21 protein-coding genes and 1 pseudogene are annotated in these 19,369 nt (G+C 55.3%); 14 read left to right on the plus strand and 8 right to left on the minus strand.

From position 1 onward, the window contains the following. The first annotated feature begins 92 nt into the window (after positions 1–92). Together AB4P90_RS25860 and AB4P90_RS25865 are read left to right on the plus strand one after the other, a co-directional pair. Positions 93–662 carry a tyrosine-type recombinase/integrase gene (locus AB4P90_RS25860; protein ID WP_395605473.1) on the plus strand — a complete coding sequence of 190 codons (570 nt, stop codon included), beginning with the start codon at positions 93–95 and terminating at the stop codon, positions 660–662. Further along, a complete protein-coding gene (locus AB4P90_RS25865; protein WP_373419523.1) occupies positions 659–943 on the plus strand; it encodes an integrase in 285 nt (94 codons plus the stop codon). Before AB4P90_RS25860 ends, AB4P90_RS25865 begins: the two co-directional genes overlap by 4 nt. A 411-nt stretch (positions 944–1,354) precedes the next feature. Here the strand turns inward: AB4P90_RS25865 and AB4P90_RS25870 are convergent. Further along, positions 1,355–2,505 (minus strand): IS3 family transposase gene (locus AB4P90_RS25870; RefSeq protein ID WP_395605474.1). Its coding sequence is split into 2 segments (ribosomal slippage): positions 1,355–2,271 and positions 2,271–2,505, totalling 1,152 coding nucleotides; the frame shifts between segments, so codons are not numbered across the junction. Positions 2,506–2,516: 11 nt separating this feature from the next. Here AB4P90_RS25870 and AB4P90_RS25875 point away from each other — a divergent pair. Continuing rightward, complete coding sequence (locus AB4P90_RS25875) at positions 2,517–2,852, plus strand: ArsR/SmtB family transcription factor (protein WP_395605475.1); 336 nt, start codon at positions 2,517–2,519, stop codon at positions 2,850–2,852. Positions 2,853–2,907: 55 nt separating this feature from the next. Beyond that, entirely contained in the window at positions 2,908–3,918 is a 1,011-nt protein-coding gene (locus AB4P90_RS25880) for an NAD(P)-dependent alcohol dehydrogenase (protein WP_010562400.1), read from the plus strand. Positions 3,919–4,511: 593 nt separating this feature from the next. Here AB4P90_RS25880 and AB4P90_RS25885 read toward each other — a convergent pair. Continuing rightward, on the minus strand, positions 4,512–4,715 hold the full coding sequence (locus AB4P90_RS25885) for a hypothetical protein (RefSeq protein ID WP_130926025.1): 204 nt from the start codon (positions 4,713–4,715) through the stop codon (positions 4,512–4,514). Between the two features lie 7 nt (positions 4,716–4,722). On the opposite strand from AB4P90_RS25885, the pseudogene AB4P90_RS25890 reads away from it, so the two are divergent. The 4 genes and pseudogenes from AB4P90_RS25890 to AB4P90_RS25905 all read left to right on the plus strand — a co-directional run bounded on the left by AB4P90_RS25890 (position 4,723) and on the right by AB4P90_RS25905 (position 7,601). Next, a pseudogene (locus tag AB4P90_RS25890) lies at positions 4,723–5,315 on the plus strand (TetR/AcrR family transcriptional regulator). A gap of 65 nt (positions 5,316–5,380) precedes the next feature. Continuing rightward, positions 5,381–6,538: an iron-containing alcohol dehydrogenase gene (locus tag AB4P90_RS25895; protein ID WP_236202542.1), complete on the plus strand. Its 1,158-nt coding sequence runs from the start codon at positions 5,381–5,383 to the stop codon at positions 6,536–6,538. Positions 6,539–6,619: 81 nt separating this feature from the next. Then, complete coding sequence (locus tag AB4P90_RS25900; RefSeq protein WP_010562396.1) at positions 6,620–7,297, plus strand: type 1 glutamine amidotransferase domain-containing protein; 678 nt, start codon at positions 6,620–6,622, stop codon at positions 7,295–7,297. A 10-nt stretch (positions 7,298–7,307) separates the two neighbouring features. Then, a complete protein-coding gene (locus tag AB4P90_RS25905; RefSeq protein ID WP_010562395.1) occupies positions 7,308–7,601 on the plus strand; it encodes a DUF1330 domain-containing protein in 294 nt (97 codons plus the stop codon). A gap of 90 nt (positions 7,602–7,691) precedes the next feature. On the opposite strand, the gene AB4P90_RS25910 is transcribed toward AB4P90_RS25905, so the two are convergent. Next, the gene (locus AB4P90_RS25910) at positions 7,692–8,654 is read right to left on the minus strand and encodes an IS30-like element ISPpu17 family transposase (RefSeq protein ID WP_004577240.1); all 963 of its coding nucleotides are present in this window, start codon (positions 8,652–8,654) and stop codon (positions 7,692–7,694) included. A gap of 109 nt (positions 8,655–8,763) precedes the next feature. On the opposite strand from AB4P90_RS25910, the gene AB4P90_RS25915 reads away from it, so the two are divergent. From AB4P90_RS25915 to AB4P90_RS25935, 5 genes are all read left to right on the plus strand, one after another. Then, positions 8,764–10,155 (plus strand): NAD-dependent succinate-semialdehyde dehydrogenase, encoded by a 1,392-nt coding sequence (locus AB4P90_RS25915; RefSeq protein WP_010562394.1) that lies wholly within the window; start codon positions 8,764–8,766, stop codon positions 10,153–10,155. Between the two features lie 261 nt (positions 10,156–10,416). After that, positions 10,417–11,916, plus strand: coding sequence for an aldehyde dehydrogenase family protein (locus AB4P90_RS25920; RefSeq protein WP_010562393.1), 1,500 nt, complete (start codon positions 10,417–10,419; stop codon positions 11,914–11,916). A 63-nt stretch (positions 11,917–11,979) separates the two neighbouring features. After that, positions 11,980–13,104 carry an alkene reductase gene (locus AB4P90_RS25925; protein WP_010562392.1) on the plus strand — a complete coding sequence of 375 codons (1,125 nt, stop codon included), beginning with the start codon at positions 11,980–11,982 and terminating at the stop codon, positions 13,102–13,104. Between the two features lie 66 nt (positions 13,105–13,170). After that, positions 13,171–14,154 carry an LLM class oxidoreductase gene (locus tag AB4P90_RS25930; RefSeq protein WP_010562391.1) on the plus strand — a complete coding sequence of 328 codons (984 nt, stop codon included), beginning with the start codon at positions 13,171–13,173 and terminating at the stop codon, positions 14,152–14,154. A 138-nt stretch (positions 14,155–14,292) separates the two neighbouring features. Then, positions 14,293–14,598 carry a helix-turn-helix transcriptional regulator gene (locus tag AB4P90_RS25935; protein WP_010562390.1) on the plus strand — a complete coding sequence of 102 codons (306 nt, stop codon included), beginning with the start codon at positions 14,293–14,295 and terminating at the stop codon, positions 14,596–14,598. A 168-nt stretch (positions 14,599–14,766) separates the two neighbouring features. Here the strand turns inward: AB4P90_RS25935 and AB4P90_RS25940 are convergent, their stop codons facing one another. Next, positions 14,767–14,892, minus strand: a complete 126-nt coding sequence (locus AB4P90_RS25940; protein WP_010562389.1) for a hypothetical protein — start codon at positions 14,890–14,892, stop codon at positions 14,767–14,769. Between the two features lie 118 nt (positions 14,893–15,010). Here AB4P90_RS25940 and AB4P90_RS25945 point away from each other — a divergent pair, with 118 nt between their 5' ends. Further along, entirely contained in the window at positions 15,011–15,610 is a 600-nt protein-coding gene (locus AB4P90_RS25945; RefSeq protein ID WP_010562388.1) for an NTP transferase domain-containing protein, read from the plus strand. Here the strand turns inward: AB4P90_RS25945 and AB4P90_RS25950 are convergent. From AB4P90_RS25950 to AB4P90_RS25965, 4 genes are read right to left on the minus strand one after another with little or no spacing between them, the layout of a single operon-like run. Continuing rightward, positions 15,588–16,556 (minus strand): GTP 3',8-cyclase MoaA, encoded by a 969-nt coding sequence (locus AB4P90_RS25950; protein ID WP_010562387.1) that lies wholly within the window; start codon positions 16,554–16,556, stop codon positions 15,588–15,590. The genes AB4P90_RS25945 and AB4P90_RS25950 overlap by 23 nt on opposite strands. Continuing rightward, positions 16,553–16,891 (minus strand): putative quinol monooxygenase, encoded by a 339-nt coding sequence (locus tag AB4P90_RS25955; protein WP_010562386.1) that lies wholly within the window; start codon positions 16,889–16,891, stop codon positions 16,553–16,555. Before AB4P90_RS25955 ends, AB4P90_RS25950 begins: the two co-directional genes overlap by 4 nt. A gap of 28 nt (positions 16,892–16,919) precedes the next feature. Next, the gene (locus AB4P90_RS25960) at positions 16,920–18,125 is read right to left on the minus strand and encodes an XdhC family protein (RefSeq protein WP_042946283.1); all 1,206 of its coding nucleotides are present in this window, start codon (positions 18,123–18,125) and stop codon (positions 16,920–16,922) included. Between the two features lie 13 nt (positions 18,126–18,138). Beyond that, positions 18,139–19,359 (minus strand): cytochrome c, encoded by a 1,221-nt coding sequence (locus tag AB4P90_RS25965; protein ID WP_010562384.1) that lies wholly within the window; start codon positions 19,357–19,359, stop codon positions 18,139–18,141. Between the last annotated feature and the right edge of the window lie 10 nt (positions 19,360–19,369).

A 19,369-nucleotide genomic window follows, 5' to 3' on the forward strand; every position in this document is an offset into this window, starting at 1 on the left:
CCAAGACGTGTCAGTCGATTAATTAGAGGCCCATCGTCCCGGCTGGGAAAACGTAAACCATTCCCAGCAATGGACAAACACACTGGCGACTTATGCCGCCCCCCATTATCGGTGACCTCGCAACAAACCAGATCACCACCGAGCATATTCTCGAAATTTTCAAACCCATCTGTGCCAGCAAAGCCGAAACTGCTAGCCGGGTACGCAATCGACTCGAATTGGTTCTCGATGCAGCTAAAGCACGCGGGTTGCGCGATGGTGAAAATCCAGCACGCTGGCGTGGACACCTGGACAAAGTGCTACCTTCAACATCCAAGACGAAACGGACTCAAAATCATCCCGCATTGCCCTACTTAGTGTTGTCTCGTTTTATGCGAGCGCTTGACCGTGTCGAAGGACAATCCGCTTGCGCACTCAAAATGACCATTCTCACGGCGTGTCGAACCAGCGAAGTCCTTGCCGCCCGCTGGAGTGAAATCGACTTGAAAGCCAAGCTATGGCTTATTCCCGCAGAGCGCATGAAAGCTGGCAAAACTCATACCGTCCCGTTCAGCGAAGCACTCGTAACATTGTTAAACGGGTGCCCCGATTCAACGATAGCTCGCTTCTATTTCCGGGTACACGCACGGGTAAGCCGATCATCAATATGGCCATGCTCATGACATTGCAACGCATGGATCAGAGGGATTTGGAAGATGGCGGTAAAGGTTGGCGTAACAACAATGACCGAATCATTACCGCGCATGGGTTTCGCAGCACATTCCGAGATTGGGCCGCAGAGAAAACCGACTACGCACTCGAGGTTTGCGAAATGTCTCTGGCTCATGTGGTCGCGAGCGGAGCAGAAGCTGCTTATTGGCGCAGTGATTTGCTAGAAAAACGCCGTAGCTTGATGGCTGACTGGGCCACCTTCGTGAGTTTAAAGTATGAAATTCAGTACTAAGCAATAGCTAGACGGGGAGCGAGGCTGCGATAAAGGCTGCGGTTGCCGTCAAGGGAAGGCCGCGAAATGGTCAGCACTAGCGCGAAGACAATGAGCTTCACCAGACGACTTCCACTCTGACTTCTTAGAGAAACGCAGAGCAGTAATGGAAGACTGGGCAGCATTCTGCTCGAATACGCAGATCGCACCATTAAAAGGCGCATAAATACGAGTAAAACTCTCCCAACGACTGGATCGTCCGCAGTCAAGCGAGCTTGAAGAGTATCTCGAAAACCCGGGGCGATTCAGCTAGATGCGTTTTTTTTTGATTTCAAACCCTTGCGCCGGGCAATAGAATACTTATTGAACATTTCGTAAAAATCCGTAACATTGCCCGCCATGATACTCGAACAGTGAATCGCCCCGGGTTTTCTAGACACTCTCCAGGCTCGCTGCGTAACGCTTTTCAAACTCTACCGGTGACAGCTGATTGTTGAAACTGTGGCGTCGTTTTGGGTTGTAAAACATCTCGATGTAATCGAACACATCATCCCGAGCATCCTGGCGTGTAGTGTAGATTTTACGCTTGATCCGTTCCCGCTTTAGCAACTGGAAAAAGCTCTCCGCTACAGCGTTGTCGTGGCAGTTACCTCGACGACTCATGCTGGCTATCAGGTTGTTAGCTTTCAAGAAGCTTCGCCAGTCTGAGCTGCTGTACTGACTTCCTTGATCTGAGTGGATCATCACCTCTTGCTTCGGCTTACGTCTCCAAACCGCCATCAGCAGTGCATCAATGGCTACGTCGCTGGTCATCTGCGACTTCATTGACCAACCAATGATCTGGCGTGAAAACAGATCGAGCACCACGGCCAAATACAGCCAGCCTTCATATGTTCGGATGTAGGTAATGTCTGTGACCCAGACTTTGTTGGGTTCTCTGACATCGAATTGGCGCTTCAGTAAGTTCGGTGAGGCAACGGCTGGTTTACCGCCATATTTTCCCGGCCTCCGTCGATACCCAGTCTGAGAACGTAAACCTTCAAGGCGCATCAACCTAGCCACCCGGTGACGGCCACAGCTCTCACCGACCTCTCGCAGGTCATCATGGATCTTGCGATAGCCATAAACGCCACCGCTTTCCAGCCAGGAGTGTTTGATCAATCCAAGCAGTCGCTGATCGTCCTTGCCTCGCGCAGATTTTGGTTCTGATAGCCACGCGTAGTAGCCGCTGGGATGAACCTTGAGCGTCAGGCAAAGCCGTCGAATCGCGTAGTGACCCGCTTGCTGCTTAATAAAGGCGTACTTCAGCCGCACTCCTTGGCAAAGTACGCGGCGGCCTTTTTTAAGATGTCTCGCTCCTCCGTCACCCGTTTCAGCTCGGCACGTAAACGACGAACCTCTGCGCTCTGATCATTCTCCTCAACGCGCTGTTCCTGGGGCTTGGTGTAGCGCTTAACCCAGGCATAGAGGCTGTGCACGGACACACCCAATCGTGCAGCCACCTCCGAGACAGGAAGCTGCTTTTCGGTCACTTGCTTGACCGCCTGGATTTTGAATTCTTCGGGATAACGCTGGTTGCTCATGGCACCTCCTAATGGGCCTCATTTTAAGGCTTGGAGGTGTCTACGAAACTAGGGGCGATTCACAGCTCAAAGCCCTGGGCAATGACACTCGCATGCAAATGATGGAGTGGCTCAAAGACCCTCTCAGTAATTTCCCACCTCAGGATCATGGCGATCCTGCCATAGGGGTGTGCGTAACCCATTTGCAGCACAAGGCACGGCTTTCACCTTCTACCGCGTCTGCACACTTAGCTATCTTACAACGTGCAGGCTTCGTGCTAACCACACGCATCGGAAAATGGACTTATTACCGACGCAACGAGGAGGCGATTGATGACTTTGCGGCTAGGCTGACCAGCGATTTGTAATTTTTAACCTTTCATTTCGTTATTTCGCGTAATTAGAAAACACAAGGAAACCCCTATGAGCAGCAAAACAATCTTCGTCCAACCCGGTGGCGGCTATGAAAAGGTTGTGGTTGGCAGCAGCGAAGCCCGAGCCGCAGCCCATGGCGAAATCACCGTGCGCCTGCACGCCAACTCGCTTAACTACCACGACTTCGCGGTAGTCAGCGGTATGTGGGGCCCTAGCGAAAAACGCATCCCCATGGCCGATGGTGCAGGCGAAGTCATTGCTGTCGGCCCAGATGTCACTGAATTCAAGGTGGGTGACTCGGTCGTCAGTACCTTCTTCCCGGAGTGGATCAGCGGCGCACCACTGGTTGAAGGCTTTGTTAGCGTGCCAGGTGATGGCATTGACGGCTACGCTCGTGAGCAAGTGACTGCCCAAGCCACATCGTTCACCCTCGCGCCGACCGGATACAGCCACGCTGAAGCGTCGACGCTCACCACCGCCGGCCTTACTGCATGGCGCGCTCTGATGGCCGATGACTCACTCAAGCCGGGCGACACCGTGCTCGTTCAAGGCACTGGTGGCGTTTCAATTTTTGCCCTGCAGTTCGCTAAAATGGCCGGTGCTACCGTCATTGCTACCTCTTCAAGCGACGAAAAACTTGAACGTCTGAAAGCACTAGGCGCTGATCATGTGATCAATTATCGCAAAGACCTTAACTGGGGCGAAACTGCACGCGCTCTAACGGGGGGCCGCGGTATTGATCACATCATAGAAGTCGGCGGCCCTGCGACGCTTGAGCAATCGATGATTGCAGTTCGGGTTGCTGGTCACATCTCCGTCATCGGGATACTGAGTGGCGTAAGCGGTGCAATGAATTTTGTACCGGCACTGATCAAGCAAGTGCGCCTGCAGGGTGTGTTGGTAGGCAGCCGCAGCCAGCAGCAAGACATGGTCCGAGCCATCAACGTTAACGGTATACGCCCGATTATTGATCGTCATTTCCCTATGAGCGAGATTGTAGAAGCGTTCAAGTATCAGGAAACCAACCAGCATTTCGGCAAAATTTGCCTGGATATCTAAGCGCGCATGAATGGGCAAGATCCGTATGCCCTCCTCAAAGTCGTGTCGAGGTGGCTGCCGACGCAGCGCGAGACGGATTTGCCCATTGCTGTCTGTCGCAACCGGCAGCATTGGGTCGACTCACCCATGCTGTGCTCCGAGGCAATCAGCTAAGAAGCAGTCATTCTAAGTGTCATGAAAACGATTCGATTTAGCCCCTCTAGTCAAAGCAGAATCATTAGGGCTACAACAATTTTGTCATGCAGTTATTGGGTTGAAGAATAGACAATCGCAGGCATTCTCACAGAGCCATGGTCGCTCTCTGCCGGTCATGGTTCACGCAACGTGATGGTGAAATCCGAGGCAAATGCTTGGTCAGGTCGAATGCAAATGGCTGGGCAAGCCTGTGCAATTACCCACTGTTCCAGTCCACAGATCCGGATAATCCGCCCAGCAGCCGTTCCGACTCAAACCACAGTGCAGGCAGCGCGCTATTTTTCGTCAAATTTGATGCGTACAGTTCGTTGTCCAAAACTATGGCGAGCCGCTTGGTTCACGATGGATGTCAAAACTCGTTCCCAGCCTAAGCAATGCTGTAGCAAAATCAGCTCGGTTCAAGAAGAGCTGCAATTTGCTCCCCTCCAACGAGCATCATAGATCTTTCTTCCTAACGCGGCGGCGATCATCGCACCGACATAATGCTGCGCATCAAATGAAGTGATGGCTGGCTCACGAACTGCGATTACCAAAATTTCGTTGAGGGCTTGCTCAAAACCCAAAGTAGACGACTGGTCTAATTGTTGATATGGTACATCCATGAATACGATGACAACCACCGATGTACGGCAACACATCCTCGACACTGCTCAAAACATCATCGTCGGGCGAGGATTCACAGCTGTTGGTTTGAGCGAAATCCTTCTATCTGCGAATGTGCCAAAAGGTTCGTTCTATCATTACTTCAATTCCAAGGAAGCCTTTGGCGAGGCGCTCTTGGAGAGCTATTTCAGTGACTACATGGTGCAATTGGAAACGCTATGAACCGTCCAAGTGTATCAGCAGCACAACGCTTGCTGGCCTACTGGGCTACCTGGATTGAAACCCAATCAGCCTGTTATCCCGAGGGGAAATGCTTGGCAGTGAAGCTTGCAGCGGAAGTCAGTGATCTATCGGAGCCAATGCGCATGGTGGTCCAGGATGGCATGGAAGGAGTAATTACTCGTCTAGCCAATGCGGTGAGTGACGCTGTAAACGATGGATCTCTGCCGGGCGGTACTGACACCCGTGGCTTGGCGACCATGCTGTACCAACTTTGGCTCGGAGCCAGTCTAAGGGCCAAGGTCACGCGTGATCAGATGCCTTTGCAGGCGGCCTTCGAGACTACTTCTCTGTTACTCAGTCAGATATCCGACCGATGAGATTTTCAATGTAAAAAATTTACTCAAAAAATATACGACTGGTCTATTTAATCGGAGTTAAAGCAATGTTTAATTTTGACTTCTACAACCCTACGCGAATTGTCTTCGGCAACGAAACCATCAGCCGCCTGGATGAACTGGTTCCGGCTGCGGCCCGCATCCTGCTGCTCTATGGTGGCCAGAGCGCTCGTGCAAACGGTACGCTCCGCGAAGTCCGTGACGCATTAGGCTCTCGGGAAGTGCAAGAATTCGGGGGTATAGAACCAAACCCCAGCTATGAAACGCTAATCAAGGCTGTTGATCAGGTTCGCACCCATCGCTTGGATTTTCTCCTGGCTGTCGGTGGAGGTTCGGTCATCGATGGCACCAAGTTCGTTGCCGCTGCTGTTGGCTACGAGGGTGATGCTTGGGACATTCTGGAAACGCGGGGTGCAAGTATTCGACGAGCGCTGCCATTTGGCACCGTTCTGACCCTACCGGCAACTGGCTCGGAGATGAACAATGGAGGCGTGGTTACTCGCCGGGCGACACAAGACAAGCTGCCGTTTCGAAGCGCTTACATGTTTCCACAATTCTCGATTCTCGATCCCACCAAAACCCAAACCCTCCCCACCCGTCAACTCGCAAACGGCGTTGTCGATGCGTTCGTGCATGTCATTGAGCAGTACCTGACCTACCCAATCGATGCGCGCGTCCAAGATCGTTTTGCCGAAGGTCTTTTACAAACGCTGATCGAAATTGGCCCACTTGTACTGAAAGAGTCCGCGGACTACAACACGCGTGCCAACCTCATGTGGACGGCCACTTTGGCGCTCAATGGCCTGATCGGAGCGGGCGTACCACAGGACTGGTCCACCCACATGATCGGCCATGAGCTCACCGCACTGTACGGCATCGATCACGCACGGACCCTGGCCATCGTGCTTCCTGCGAACCTAGAGATTCGTCGTGAAGCCAAGCACGCGAAGCTGCTGCAGTACGCCGAGAGGGTTTGGCAGATCAGCCAAGGGGACGAAGAACAACGGATTGACACGGCCATACAACAGACCCGGATGTTCTTCGAGAGCCTGGGCTTACCGACGCACTTATCCGCCTACAAGCTCGGCACTGACGCTATAGACGCGCTAATAAACCAGCTCGACACACACCACCTCACCGCACTCGGCGAACACAAAAACGTCAGTTTAGACGTCAGCCGCCGTGTGCTTGAAGCGAGCCTATAAGCCAACTTCCCGCACTGCTTATCCACACAGGCAGCGCATTACAAAACATCCACAAGCACGCACAACTGCAAGGTATACGACATGAAGATTCTCCTCGTTCTGACTTCCCACGACCAGCTTGGTGACACTGGCGAGAAGACCGGTTTCTGGCTCGAAGAGCTGGCCGCGCCTTACTACGCCTTCATCGACGCTGGCGTGCAAGTGACCCTAGCATCGCCGAAAGGCGGCCAACCACCCATCGACCCGAAGAGCAATGAGCCCGACTTCCAGACAGACGCCACCCGTCGCTTTGAGACCGATTCAGTCGCCACTCACGCGCTGACCAACACCGAGAAACTGAGCGACGTGATCAGTTCCGAGTTTGATGCGGTGTTCTACCCTGGCGGCCATGGTCCGCTGTGGGATCTTGCGGAGAACACCTTTTCTATCTCTCTGATCGAGCAATCAATCCAATCCGGCAAACCTGTCGGAGCGGTTTGTCACGCACCAGCGGTTTTGCGCCATGTCAAGTGTGTAGATGGCAAACCTCTGGTTGCAGGCAAGAAAGTAACCGGTTTCAGCAATAGCGAGGAGGCTGCGGTGGGTCTAACTCAAATCGTGCCTTTCCTGGTAGAGGATATGCTCAAGGCAAATGGTGGGCGCTATACCAAGGGTGCTGACTGGAGCGTTCATGTCGAAGTCGATGGGTTGCTCGTAACTGGCCAGAACCCAGCTTCCTCTGAAGCTACGGCTCATTCGCTGCTCAAACTGTTGGCCTGAGACTACGTCAATGTCCGCCTACGTAGTCTTCACACGTGAACACACCACAGACGAGGCTGAGTTGAAACTCTATGCCCGTAAAGCACCGGCGGCACGCCAGGGTCGGAACCTCACACCATTGGCCTTCTACGGCCAACTGGAGGTGCTCGAAGGCGGACCGATTGAGGGCGCAGTCATTCTTCAATTTCCGGACATAGCAGCAGCTCGAGAGTGGTACTCCAGCCCCGCCTACCAAGAGGCACTGCAACATCGTCTTAAAGGTGCGGTTTACCGAGTATTCCTGATTGATGGCATCAATCATTAGTAAATGCACCAAAATATTCCCGCAGTTTAGGTTCTGTCTACTTACCAGTCTCATTAACAAATCAAATTTACTTAAATTACTGGCCTGAATTCAACACATAAGTGCAACGCTCACCCCTGTATGCACTTCGTACGGCGTCTTCCAGCCCAAGCGCTTGCGCGGGCGTAGATTGATCCTCGCTACTGTCCGATTGACGGCTTCGACGGTCAGCTTGCTGAAGTCGCTGCCCTTGGGGAAATACTGGCGGAGCAGACCGTTGGTGTTTTCATTGGTGCCACGTTGCCAGGATGAATAGGGGTCTGCAAAAAAGACCTGGCACTGGCTCCGTAGCGCGATGCGTTCATGCCCGGCAAACTCCCTTCCGTTATCCAGCGTCAGCGTGTGAGCGGCATGGCCCTGAAGCATCAGATTGATCGCCCGCGTTACCTGCCGGCGCGTTCTGCGCTTGACCGGATAGGCGCTCAGATAGCCGCTTTTGCGATCAACCAGGGTCACCAGGTTACCGCCCAGTCCATGTACCGTATCGCCCTCCCAGTCCCCCAGGCGCTCGCGGCTTTCGACCTCGGCTGGGCGTTCACTGATTGACACGCGATTACGCAGCTGCCCGCGCCGATCGTGGCTTCCATAGCGTTTCCGGTAGCGCTTTCGGCGATGTCGCAGATAGGTATAAAGCTCACCACCGGCGCGCTGTTCGGCGGCAATGAACCGATAAATCCACTCATGGCTGACCGCCCGGCTTGGCTGCTCCTGCTTCAACCGCTGGGCGATCTGCTCCGGACTCATGCCATGCTTGAGCCACACCGGGAGATGATGGCTGAGCCATGTCGCCGGCTTGCAAAACTTGCGCGCACCCGCTCGACGAGCATCACTTTCATGGGCCGCAGAAACAGCCTTGTAGATATTCTGGGTGCTGTTGCGGCGAACCTCGCGACTGATCGTCGAGGGATGCACGCCGACCCGCTTTGCAATGCTCGCCTGGCTCTCTGCGGCGCTCAAGCCAGCCTCAATCTGGTAACGTTGTCCCTGAGTCAGCTGCCGGTAATGCGTAGTCATCTGCGCTTGAATCCTTCGGTGTGAGAGCCTGGATTCTACCGGTGGCTGGCTCTCTGCCTCTCGTTTCAAGCGTTGCGCTTATTCTATGAATTCAGGCTGGAGAAACAGCATGGCATACGCATCCGTTAATCCCTATACAGGTGAAGTTCTAAAAAGTTTTCCAGATGCAACAGATATTCAGATTGAACAGGCTCTTGAGGCGTCTCACAACGCATTTCTTGTCTGGAAGAATTGCTCAATCGCAGAGCGTGGGGCCGTCCTTCAGCGAGCTGCCGACCTGCTGCGCGCGCGAGCAAACGACTATGCCCGGTTGCTAACACTGGAAATGGGCAAGATCACTGCCGAAGCATTAGGTGAAGTAGAAATCTCAGCAAGTATCTTTGAGTATTACGTTAAACATGCAGAAGCGTTGTTAACTCCGCAGAAGCTGCCGGTAGCCGACCCAGCCGAGGGTGAAGCAATCTTGGTCCATGAGCCGTTGGGCACTATCCTGGCCATTGAACCATGGAACTTTCCTTACTATCAAATTGCTCGCATTCTCGCACCGCAGTTGGCAGCGGGTAATACCGTGCTGCTCAAACATGCTTCAAACGTACCGCAATGTGCCGAAGCTTTCGAACAACTACTGCTTGATGCTGGTCTACCTGTTGGCGCATTCAGCAACATGTACGCAACTCGCCAGCAAATCGAGACAATCCTCAACGACTCTCGAGTACACGGTGTGGCACTGACCGGTTCCGAAGGCGCAGGTGCCATAATCGCCTCCCAGGCTGGCAAGGCACTGAAGAAATCTACATTGGAACTGGGGGGGGCAGATGCCTTCATAGTTCTGCGCGACGCTGAACTGAAAAAGACCGTGAAGTGGGCTGTTGTAGGCCGTCACTGGAATGCTGGACAGGTGTGCATATCATCCAAACGCATGATTGTAGTGGAAGAAGTCTACGACGAGTTCCTGCGCCTTTATGCCGAAGGTGTAGCACAACTGAAGGCCGGCGACCCGTTCGATCCGGAAACAAATCTAGCCCCCCTGTCATCTCAAACTGCCGCCGACGAAATCCGCGCGAAGATTCGTGAAGCAGTCAACTACGGTGCTACGGCCACCGAGGTTGGGCCCAAGGTACCAAGCAAGGGTGCATTTGTTCAACCGACCATTCTGACCAACCTGACGCCTGATAACCCTGCCTACTACTGGGAGTTCTTCGGTCCGGTCTCGATGATCCTACGAGCTAAAAACGAAGAAGACGCGATAGTTATCGCCAACGACTCTCCGTTCGGGCTCGGTGGTTCGGTATTCACCGCAGACGGACAGCATGGTGTTGAGGTTGCTAAGCGCATCGAGACAGGCATGGTGTTCGTCAATCACCCAACGTCATCGAAAGCCGACCTACCTTTCGGCGGAATCAAAAGATCTGGTTACGGTCGCGAGCTGATTGGTTTGGGAATCAAGGAATTCGTCAACCACAAGCTGATTAACGTCATGGATATCGACGCGCCGTTCTAACTTACATCTTCACCTCAACGCAAACAGGCCTCAGTGCTTTTATGCAGCAGCCCCCCCTCCTTGATGAAGAGATCGGGGGGGGGGCTGGACTACGTAGCAAAGCCTGGCGCGCAGCACAGCGCGCTCCCCGCCGATCCAGAAGCAGGCTGAAAAGGTGCGGCGATAGGAATGCCTGCGCGAATACACAACTACATATTGACATATATCAATATCTAAAATAATCTCAACCAAACCCATCGCACTTACCTCAGGAGGTAACCCATGCAAAATTCCAGTGATACCCATCCGAGCTACCTTCCCGACAACAGCTACGGCCTGTTTATCGACAACCAGTGGGTGGCGGCCGAAAACGGTGAAACCCTCGACATTATCAACCCCGCCAACGGAAAAATTCTCACCAACATCCCAAACGCCACAGCTGCCGACGTCGACCGCGCGGTGCAGGCCGCAAAACGCGCCTTCGTGACCTGGCGTACCACCTCGCCAGCGGAACGCGCCAATGCGTTGCTGAAGATCGCCGACCTGCTGGAAGCCGATGCCGATCGGTTCGCCGTTCTGGAAACCCTTGATGTAGGCAAACCCATTCGTGAAAGTCGCTCCGTCGACATCCCACTGGCGATTGATCACTTCCGCTACTTCGCCGGCGCAATCCGCAGCCAATCGGATGAGGCGGTCATGTTGGATGAGCAAACACTCAGCATCGCTCTCAGTGAACCCCTCGGCGTCGTGGGCCAAGTGATTCCGTGGAACTTCCCGCTTCTTATGGCCGCCTGGAAGATCGCTCCAGCCATCGCGGCGGGTAACACCGTAGTCATCAAACCTTCTGAGCTAACCCCGGTAACCATCCTTGAACTGGCGAAGATCTTCGCCAAGGTACTTCCGGCCGGCGTGGTCAACATCGTCACAGGCTTAGGCACCTCAGTTGGCCAGGCGCTACTGGATCATCCAGACCTGCGCAAGCTTGCCTTCACTGGCTCGACGCGTGTCGGCGAACTCGTCGCCAATGCGGCAGCGAAGAAAATCATTCCTGCCACCCTTGAACTGGGCGGCAAGTCAGCCAACATCGTTTTCCCCGATGCGAACTGGGACAAGGCCGTGGAAGGCGCAGTCCTCGCCATCCTGTGGAACCAAGGCCAAGTCTGCGAATCCGGCGCACGGCTGTTCGTTCACGAGTCCATCTACGAGCAATTCCTGGCTGAGCTCAAGCATAAGTTCGAAGCTGTGCGTGTGGGTGACCCATTGAACCCAGACACCATGATGGGCGCACAGGTCAGCAAGACCCAGATGGAACGGATCCTCGGCTACGTTGATATCGCCAAACAGGAAGGTGCCGAGGTACTGATCGGCGGCGGTCGCCTTACAGGTGCCGATTACGATGCCGGCTTCTTCATCCAGCCAACGATTCTGGTCGGTGTGCGCAACGATATGCGCGTCGCCTACGAGGAAATTTTCGGCCCTGTTCTGTGCGTCATTCCTTTCAAGGATGAAGCGGAGGTCATTGCCATGGCCAACGACTCCGAGTACGGCCTAGCGGGCGCAGTCTGGACCCAAGACATCAACCGGGCGTTACGTGTGGCACGCGCGGTGGAAACCGGACGTATGTGGGTAAATACCTACCATGAGATCCCTGCCCACGCCCCCTTTGGTGGCTATAAGAAATCTGGCCTAGGACGGGAAACTCACAAGTCAATGCTGGAAGCCTACAGCCAGAAGAAGAACATCTACGTCAGCCTCAACGAAGCACCGCTCGGGCTCTTCTGACCTCGCTGATCCATGTTTTTTTGACCTATAACATCGAATATTTTAGATATGCAGGTAAACGAAATGACACAATCAGAACTTTTTAAAACCACTCAGCTGGGCCCATACACCCTCAAGAACCGTATCGTTCTGCCGCCACTGACGCGTTCGCGCAGCTCCCAACCCGGCAATATTGCGAACGACCTAATGGCCACATATTACCGTCAGCGCAGCGGTGCTGGCTTCATGGTGACCGAGGGCACACAGATCGAACCCCGAGGACAGGGTTATGCCTGGACACCCGGCATTCATAGCCCAGAACAGATACAAGGCTGGCGTAAGGTCACCGACGCTGTTCACGCCGAAGGGGGGGTGATCTTTGCTCAACTTTGGCATGTAGGCCGCGTGTCACACACATCGCTGCAACCCGGTGGTGAAGCGCCCGTCGCGCCATCAGCCATCCGCGCGGACAACGTCAAGGTGTTCATCGAAACTGGACCCGGCACGGGTGCACTGGCCGACCCATCGACCCCACGAGCCCTGTCCACCAAGGAGGTAAAGGAACTGGTTGAGCTCTACGCCCAAGCAGCCCGAAATGCTTTGGACGCAGGTTTTGACGGGGTGGAGCTTCATTGCGCGAACGGGTACCTGGTAAACCAGTTCATTTCGGCCCATACCAACCAGCGTGATGATGAATATGGCGGTTCGCTGCAGAACCGTCTTCGCTTCCTGCGCGAAATCACCCTGGCCGTTGCTGGTGTCGTCGGCAAGGAGCGCATGGGCGTTCGCTTCGCCCCGCTGTTCGCGACCACAGACGAAGACCGCGTATACCTTGGCCTGGTCGAAGAAGATCCTCACCAAACCTACATCGAGGCAGTGAAGATCCTCGAGGAAGTGGGCATTGCCTACCTGTCGCTCGCCGAAGCCGATTGGGAAAACGCACCCGAGCTGCCTGAGACGTTCCGGGAAGATGTTCGTAAGACCTTCAGCGGCAAGATTCTCTATGCCGGCAAGTACACCGCTGAACGAGGAAATCGCGTGATAAAAGCTGGCTGGGGCGACCTGATCGCTTTTGGTCGCCCCTTCATTGCGAACCCCGACCTGCCCGCTCGTATCGCCAACAACTGGCCGCTTAACCCAGTTGATCCAAGCAGCATGTACGGCGGTACCGATAAGGGCTACACCGACTACCCGACTTACAAATCCTAAACGCTCAATGCCACGCCCCATAACTCAGGGGCGTGGCTCAGCGTTTGCTGACCGAGGAAGTTAAGCATGTACCAACCGAGCACGATCCCCTACCAAGAGCATAGGGGATTCAAACGAACCTTCAGGCAGGGTCATCTAAGCCTTGGGCTGTTCTTTCCCCTAGAGGCTTTCGAAGGTGATACACCGAGCATGCTAGATCAGGTCGCGCTGGCCAAACGTGCAGAGGCACTTGGTTTTTCGGCGCTCTGGTTTCGCGACGTCCCACTCAGGGACCCTAGCTTCGGCGATGTCGGCCAGGTTTTCGACCCTTGGGTGTATCTGGGCTACATGGCAGCCCATACAACAGAAATCGCACTAGGTACCGCCTCCATCGCCCTTACTTTGCGTAATCCCTTGCACACGGCAAAGGCCGCAGCGAGCATTGATCAGTTGAGCGGAGGTCGCTTGCTCCTGGGAGTAGCCTCTGGCGATCGTCCCGTGGAGTTTCCCGCATTCAGCATTGATCCAGAAAAGCGTGGCGAGACCTTTCAAGAAAACTTCAATGTGATACGCCAAGCCCATCGAACACACTTCGAGCCCATTCGCTGGAGTGGCGGCGAGTTAGTGGGGGCCGACCTCGTTCCCAAACCTACGACTCGGGAAATACCGCTATTCGTAACCGGACACAGCCGCCAGCCGCTCGATTGGATCGCACGTGAAAGCCATGGATGGATCAACTATCCACGTCCGCCAAAAATACAGCGACTGATCGTGGAGGATTGGCGACAGGAAATAGTTAAACAGTGTGGCACTATCTACAAGCCGTTCTTGCAATCGCTTTATATCGACCTGGACGAACACCCGTCCACGCCGCCCTCGCATATCCATCTAGGATTTCGACTAGGACGTAACCACCTTCGGGCCTTGCTGGATACACTTCAGGAAATCGGTGTAGATCACGTCATCCTGAACCTCAAGTATGGTAAACGCCCCGCAGCAGAGGTTATCGAGGAACTTGGCAAGCATATCGTCCCGCAATTCGGCGTCCAGGCTTCTGATAGTGCTGCCTGACAGAGCAACAATACTTCAGCCAGGAGCGGCCAGTCCTTGCAACAGACGGCGGGCGCAGAGGTCACGTCAATACCTTCCATTTTTCTGCGCAAACCCGGAAGATATCTAAATATCGCAAAAAACAGGTATCAAAATTCCATGACCATTGACGTCAACGAAGCACTGAAAGCATTGGCAAACCCGATGCGCCTTGCCATCCTCAATTGGCTCAAGGATCCCAGGACAATCTTTCCAGAGCAGGAGGTCGACCCAGAAACGGTAGGCGTGTGCGTCAGTATCATCCAAGAGCGCACGGGCCTCTCGCAGTCCACCACATCGCTTTATCTCGCAGCTCTGCAGCGCGCGCAATTGGTGACATCGCAGCGGATCGGCCCCTGGACCTACTACAAACGCCACGACGAAAATATCGATGCCTTTTTCAAAGCGCTGCAAGAAAAAATCTAAGGCTGAAGAAACCTTGTATTTCTGGCTGATTTCAGTGCTTGCCGATTTCAAAAACAGCAATCTGACCAAGTAACGATCAACTAACCCGTTCATTTATGAGTTTTTAGCCGCAGCGAGCATTTGGTAGCGGGCATACTCTGCATTACGCCCCCATCTCGCCTGGGGTGATCAGCAAATACCGGCCAGCCAGGACATGTGCAGGTTCGACAGATCGAACAACTTGACCTGTGGCGCGGCGTTCTTCACTACCCAGTGGAAACGCACTTTGGTTTCGCCAAACTGCCACTTAATCACTCTGAAACCGGAGCGGTATACGCAAAATACTGCACATTCCAGAGAGAAGCGCGAAGCCTCCTAGTGGTTTTTTACGGCCGGCCCTCTTCTTCAGGGGGCAGCATAGGATTTTTTCAACATGACAGAACCGCACCGCAAGCCTGAATATGTCGGCCTAGTTCTCGCCGCCGGCTCCGGGCAACGCTTCGGCAGCGACAAACGCCTTGCCCAGCTGGCAGACGGCAGCAGCCTTTTGCGCGCGACGTTGTTGCGCGCGAAAGAAGCCTTCAGCGATGTTCGAGTCGTATTAAAGGCTGAGGATGATGCACAGGCCTTGGCTATTCCGCATGACATTCATCTGGTACGTGCGGCCCACGCCAAACAGGGCATGGGCTCAAGCCTGGCCGCCGGCATCCAGAGCCTGGCAAATACGCAGGCCACTGCGGTGGCGGTGCTGCTCGGGGATATGCCGTGGATTACTCTCGCAACGCTGTTGCAGTTGCGCGCGCATGCGCACGCTGAACATATTGTTGTCGCTTACTGCGATGGCCAGTGCGGACACCCCGTGTTGTTCGGCCGGCGCTTTTGGCCGGAGTTGATGCAACTGCAAGGGGAGAATGGGGCCAAGGCTTTAATCGCCACCCATGCGCAACAGGTGATAGAAGTGACGCTTGCTGACAGGGGCATCCTGCTGGACGTCGACAAGCCGGCCGACCTTAGCCACCCACCGATTTCATAATCAGGGCACTGCCGGTAAAAGTGGCGTCTTGTTTGTCCTGCAGCGCACGACTGAGCAACCCTTTCAGTTGCGGCTGCGCCTGCTCAGTCGGCAGATCCAACAGCGCGCCCATAAAATGTCCGCGATTGGATGATAGGCATCCGTATAACCAGCCCGTAGACGACAACCGCAGACGACTGCAGCTCCGGCAAAAGGGCGCGCTTTCGTTGGCAATAATACCGAACGCCCCGCGCTCGCCCACGCTATAACGCAGCGCAGTGGCATCTAGCGCTGCCTCGGTTTGTGTGAAGACATAACACTCGCCGATAAGCTCCAGCAGCTCGCGCTGGCCGACGAACTGGGTACGAAAAGCCTCTGCATGCTGGGCCAGATGGCCCATGCGCATCAGCTCGATAAAGCGCAATTCGTAGCCCTGCTCCAGGCAGAACGCCAACATGGGCATGACCTGGTCGAGGTTGCTGCCACGCATCGGCACCATATTGATTTTGATGCTCATACCAGATCGACGCGCCAGCTCAATGCCGTTAAGCACAGTCTGCAGATCGCCGCCCTTTGCGATCTTGCGGAAGGCGCGCGGGTCAAGTGTGTCGAGGGACACATTGACCCGCTGGATGCCCGCGCTGCGCAATAACGGCAACTTGCCGGCCAGCAATTGTCCATTAGTGGTCAGGCTGATGTCCTGCAACGCTAGCGCACCGATGCCCTGCAGAAAAGGCTCCAGCCGATCACTCAGCAGCGGCTCACCGCCGGTAATGCGCAGCGCGTCGATACCGGCGACATCCCTGAGCAGTTCGACGGCGCGCAGCATCGACGCGGCCGTCAGCTCATCACGCGCGGCCACCAAGCGGCGGCCATCGGCCACACAGTAGGTGCAGGCGTAATTGCAGGCAGCCGTGAGGCTCAGGCGAAGTTTGCGGAAACGCCGACCCTGTCGATCGACGATCACCCTGCCATGTCCGTGTCGAAGCCAGTGGCTGACTCGCCATCCTCAGCCAACGCCTCCAGCACATAAACCTGACGATCGCTCAGCAGCTCGCCAAGGGCATTGGCCATGGTCGTGTAATGGTGCATCTGCCGATGAAGCGCTATCGCCTCATGGCTTGCCCAGCGCTCGACGAAGACAAACCGTCCGACCTGTTCAATGCACCGACTCAGGACGTAAGACAGGCAACCGTCTTCGGCCCGCGAGGGATGCACGCAAGCTCGCAGAATCTGCTCGACCTGCTGCTCTTTGCCGCCTTTGGCGGTCAGTATCGCTACAACGCGTATGGCTTGATTCATGCTGATAGGTTCCTCGGTTGATCAGTCGTCAAGGCTGCACGGCGAACCGCCGATAAGCCTCTGCAGCAAAAGCGATTTCGGTTTCGGTCTCGCTAGCGATCAGCACTGGGTCGCTATCATGGATACTCGCGGACCTGAAACGCAGGCTGCCACCATTGCGGCCATTGAGCACCGCCTGAATTTCCGCCAGCATCGCCATAGCCACGCTTTCCGGAGTGTCGCCGCCCAGGTCCAGGCCAATCGGATAATGCAAACACGCCAGCCCCGGCAACTCGCCCTGCTGCTCGTGGATACCGGCCAGCAGGCGCTCGGTGCGCTCACGCGGGCCCAACTGCCCTACATAACAGGGCTCACTGTGCAACACTCCCTGCAGCCAGTGCGCGTCTTGCACCAAGCTGTGAGTCATCACCGCCACCGCTGCGCCGCGTACAAGTTCACGGTAGGCGAAAGGTTGCTCAACATCGCCAACCAGCACCTGGTCAGCGTCGGGAAAACGCTCTGCTCGGGCAAAGTGTGACCGCCCATCGATGATTGTCACATGCCAGCCCAAGAGCTTGGCCATGCGCACCAGCGGCTGGGCATCATGGCCCGCACCAAACACTACCAAACGCCGCACGGGCGGCAGGTACTCCATAAGCACTTCAATCTTGCCGGTGCCATTCGGGTAAAGATATCGGGATGACTTTCCACGCACCAAGGTCTGTTGGAGATCAATCCTGATCTGCTCAGCCAGCGCCGACTGCAGCAACTCGCCCTCGGCGCTTTGTCCTGACACTAATAACAGGCGATCACCTAACCGGTGTGAACCATCAGCCGAGCTGGCGATCACCGTGGCGATGGCCGCCGGTTGCTGGGTGTCGCGAACGCCAAGCAACGCAGTAATCAACGCGCAAGGTCCACTGGCAGGCAGCCGCTCGAACAATACGTGAACCTTACCGTTGCAGCCCAGCCCGAAACTCAGCGCTTCCTCACTGCCCTCATCCGCCTCGGAGGTGCTGTAGCTACGCAGTGCAGGCCCAGCTTCAGTTAACCACCAGGCTTTTCTGGCGACTTCCGCCTCCAGGCAGCCACCACTGATGGTCCCCTCGGGCCTGCCGAAGCGCGAGACTAGCATCCGCGCTCCTGGTCGCCGATACGCAGAGCCGTCGACTTTTACCACGGTCGCAAGCACCGCTTCTCGGCCAGCATTGCGCTCCGCCAGGAGTACATCCAGCAGTGGAATCAGACCAGACATGAGGCACCTCGGCTCAATGAAGGGACTCAGTACGGCGCTTGGCCACAGCTTGCTCCGATACCTGCGCACCAGTCTCGCCAAAGCGTTTCAGTACGAAGCTGCTCAGCGCAGCCAATTCCTGGTCGGAGTAAATGGTCCCGAACGACGGCATGCGTCGATCTACCCGAGTGTCGGTCGAACCATGCCCATTTAGCAGGACGCCCAGCAAGTTACTGGCGGCAGGATCGTTGACCGTCTTTAGACCCCGTAGCATGGCCGTCTGACTCTGGTTTCCGGTCCCGTCCCAGCGGTGACAACTAGAACAGGCTTCGGCGAACAGTTTGTTGCCAAGGGCATTGTCGCCCCCCTGCGGTGCAAGCTTAGCCTTCTGGGGACGAGCCACACCTTCGCTGCGCGCCGGTGAGTCCTTGAGATAAACGGCGATCGCGTGACGATCGGCGTCGGTCAGATGGCTCAGACTGTGCTCCACCACCTCCGCCATCGGCCCGGTGGACAACCCGAATCCTGGCGCTGCGCCGTCTTTCAAGTAACGCGCCAGCACGTCCGTGGGCCAGGCACCGACGCCATTTATCGGGTCAGAGCTGATGTTGTAAGCGTTCCAACCCTGTATCAGGTTACCGGCAAGCGAACGGTCTTTGCTGACAGCTTGGAACAGGTTCCGAGGCGAATGGCACTCACCACAGTGGCCAGGACCTTCCACTAGGTATTTGCCTCGATTCCACTCGCTAGAGTGCTGGGCCTCGGTTTGAAATTGCTTGTCGTCCAGGAACAGCATATTCCAGAAAAACATCCCCCAACGCTGATTGAACGGGAAGTTCAGCTGGTTCTCTTGAGCCACCTGCTCGATTGGCTCCAGGCTATCGAGATAGCTTTTGATGGCCAGGATGTCGTCACGCGACATCTTGCTGTAGGACGTATAAGGGAATGCTGGATAGTAGTGTTTGCCATCGCGCCCCACGCCGGTTCGCAGCGCGCTAACGAACTCATCATCAGTCCAGGCTCCGATGCCAGTTTGCTTATCTGGAGTGATATTGGGCGAAAAAAGCGAGCCGAATGGCAGCTTAAATTCGACACCACCGGTGAAGGGTTTACCACCGGGCACGGTATGGCAAGCCACGCAATTTGCAGCGCGCGCAAGATACTCGCCCCTGGCAAGTAAGTCCTCCTGCGCATACGCAAACTGCGCCACCAGGAATCCGCTAGCGAGCAATAGCCAACTTGTTATCAAATTCACGAGTAACTCC

This window comes from Pseudomonas sp. B16120 (assembly GCF_044218845.1).
Classification (GTDB): domain Bacteria; phylum Pseudomonadota; class Gammaproteobacteria; order Pseudomonadales; family Pseudomonadaceae; genus Aquipseudomonas; species Aquipseudomonas paracarnis.

What these genes read in the sequence shown, in the direction of transcription:
- AB4P90_RS25905 (WP_010562395.1), top strand. Translation starts at nt 7,308, where the DNA reads ATGTCCGCCTACGTAGTCTTCACACGTGAACACACCACAGACGAGGCT.
- AB4P90_RS25860 (WP_395605473.1), top strand. Translation starts at nt 93, where the DNA reads ATGCCGCCCCCCATTATCGGTGACCTCGCAACAAACCAGATCACCACC.
- AB4P90_RS25935 (WP_010562390.1), top strand. Translation starts at nt 14,293, where the DNA reads ATGACCATTGACGTCAACGAAGCACTGAAAGCATTGGCAAACCCGATG.
- AB4P90_RS25925 (WP_010562392.1), top strand. Translation starts at nt 11,980, where the DNA reads ATGACACAATCAGAACTTTTTAAAACCACTCAGCTGGGCCCATACACC.
- AB4P90_RS25885 (WP_130926025.1), bottom strand. Translation starts at nt 4,715, where the DNA reads ATGGATGTACCATATCAACAATTAGACCAGTCGTCTACTTTGGGTTTT.
- AB4P90_RS25960 (WP_042946283.1), bottom strand. Translation starts at nt 18,125, where the DNA reads ATGTCTGGTCTGATTCCACTGCTGGATGTACTCCTGGCGGAGCGCAAT.
- AB4P90_RS25915 (WP_010562394.1), top strand. Translation starts at nt 8,764, where the DNA reads ATGGCATACGCATCCGTTAATCCCTATACAGGTGAAGTTCTAAAAAGT.
- AB4P90_RS25930 (WP_010562391.1), top strand. Translation starts at nt 13,171, where the DNA reads ATGTACCAACCGAGCACGATCCCCTACCAAGAGCATAGGGGATTCAAA.
- AB4P90_RS25955 (WP_010562386.1), bottom strand. Translation starts at nt 16,891, where the DNA reads ATGAATCAAGCCATACGCGTTGTAGCGATACTGACCGCCAAAGGCGGC.
- AB4P90_RS25895 (WP_236202542.1), top strand. Translation starts at nt 5,381, where the DNA reads ATGTTTAATTTTGACTTCTACAACCCTACGCGAATTGTCTTCGGCAAC.
- AB4P90_RS25945 (WP_010562388.1), top strand. Translation starts at nt 15,011, where the DNA reads ATGACAGAACCGCACCGCAAGCCTGAATATGTCGGCCTAGTTCTCGCC.
- AB4P90_RS25875 (WP_395605475.1), top strand. Translation starts at nt 2,517, where the DNA reads ATGGGCCTCATTTTAAGGCTTGGAGGTGTCTACGAAACTAGGGGCGAT.
- AB4P90_RS25910 (WP_004577240.1), bottom strand. Translation starts at nt 8,654, where the DNA reads ATGACTACGCATTACCGGCAGCTGACTCAGGGACAACGTTACCAGATT.
- AB4P90_RS25920 (WP_010562393.1), top strand. Translation starts at nt 10,417, where the DNA reads ATGCAAAATTCCAGTGATACCCATCCGAGCTACCTTCCCGACAACAGC.
- AB4P90_RS25900 (WP_010562396.1), top strand. Translation starts at nt 6,620, where the DNA reads ATGAAGATTCTCCTCGTTCTGACTTCCCACGACCAGCTTGGTGACACT.
- AB4P90_RS25865 (WP_373419523.1), top strand. Translation starts at nt 659, where the DNA reads ATGACATTGCAACGCATGGATCAGAGGGATTTGGAAGATGGCGGTAAA.
- AB4P90_RS25880 (WP_010562400.1), top strand. Translation starts at nt 2,908, where the DNA reads ATGAGCAGCAAAACAATCTTCGTCCAACCCGGTGGCGGCTATGAAAAG.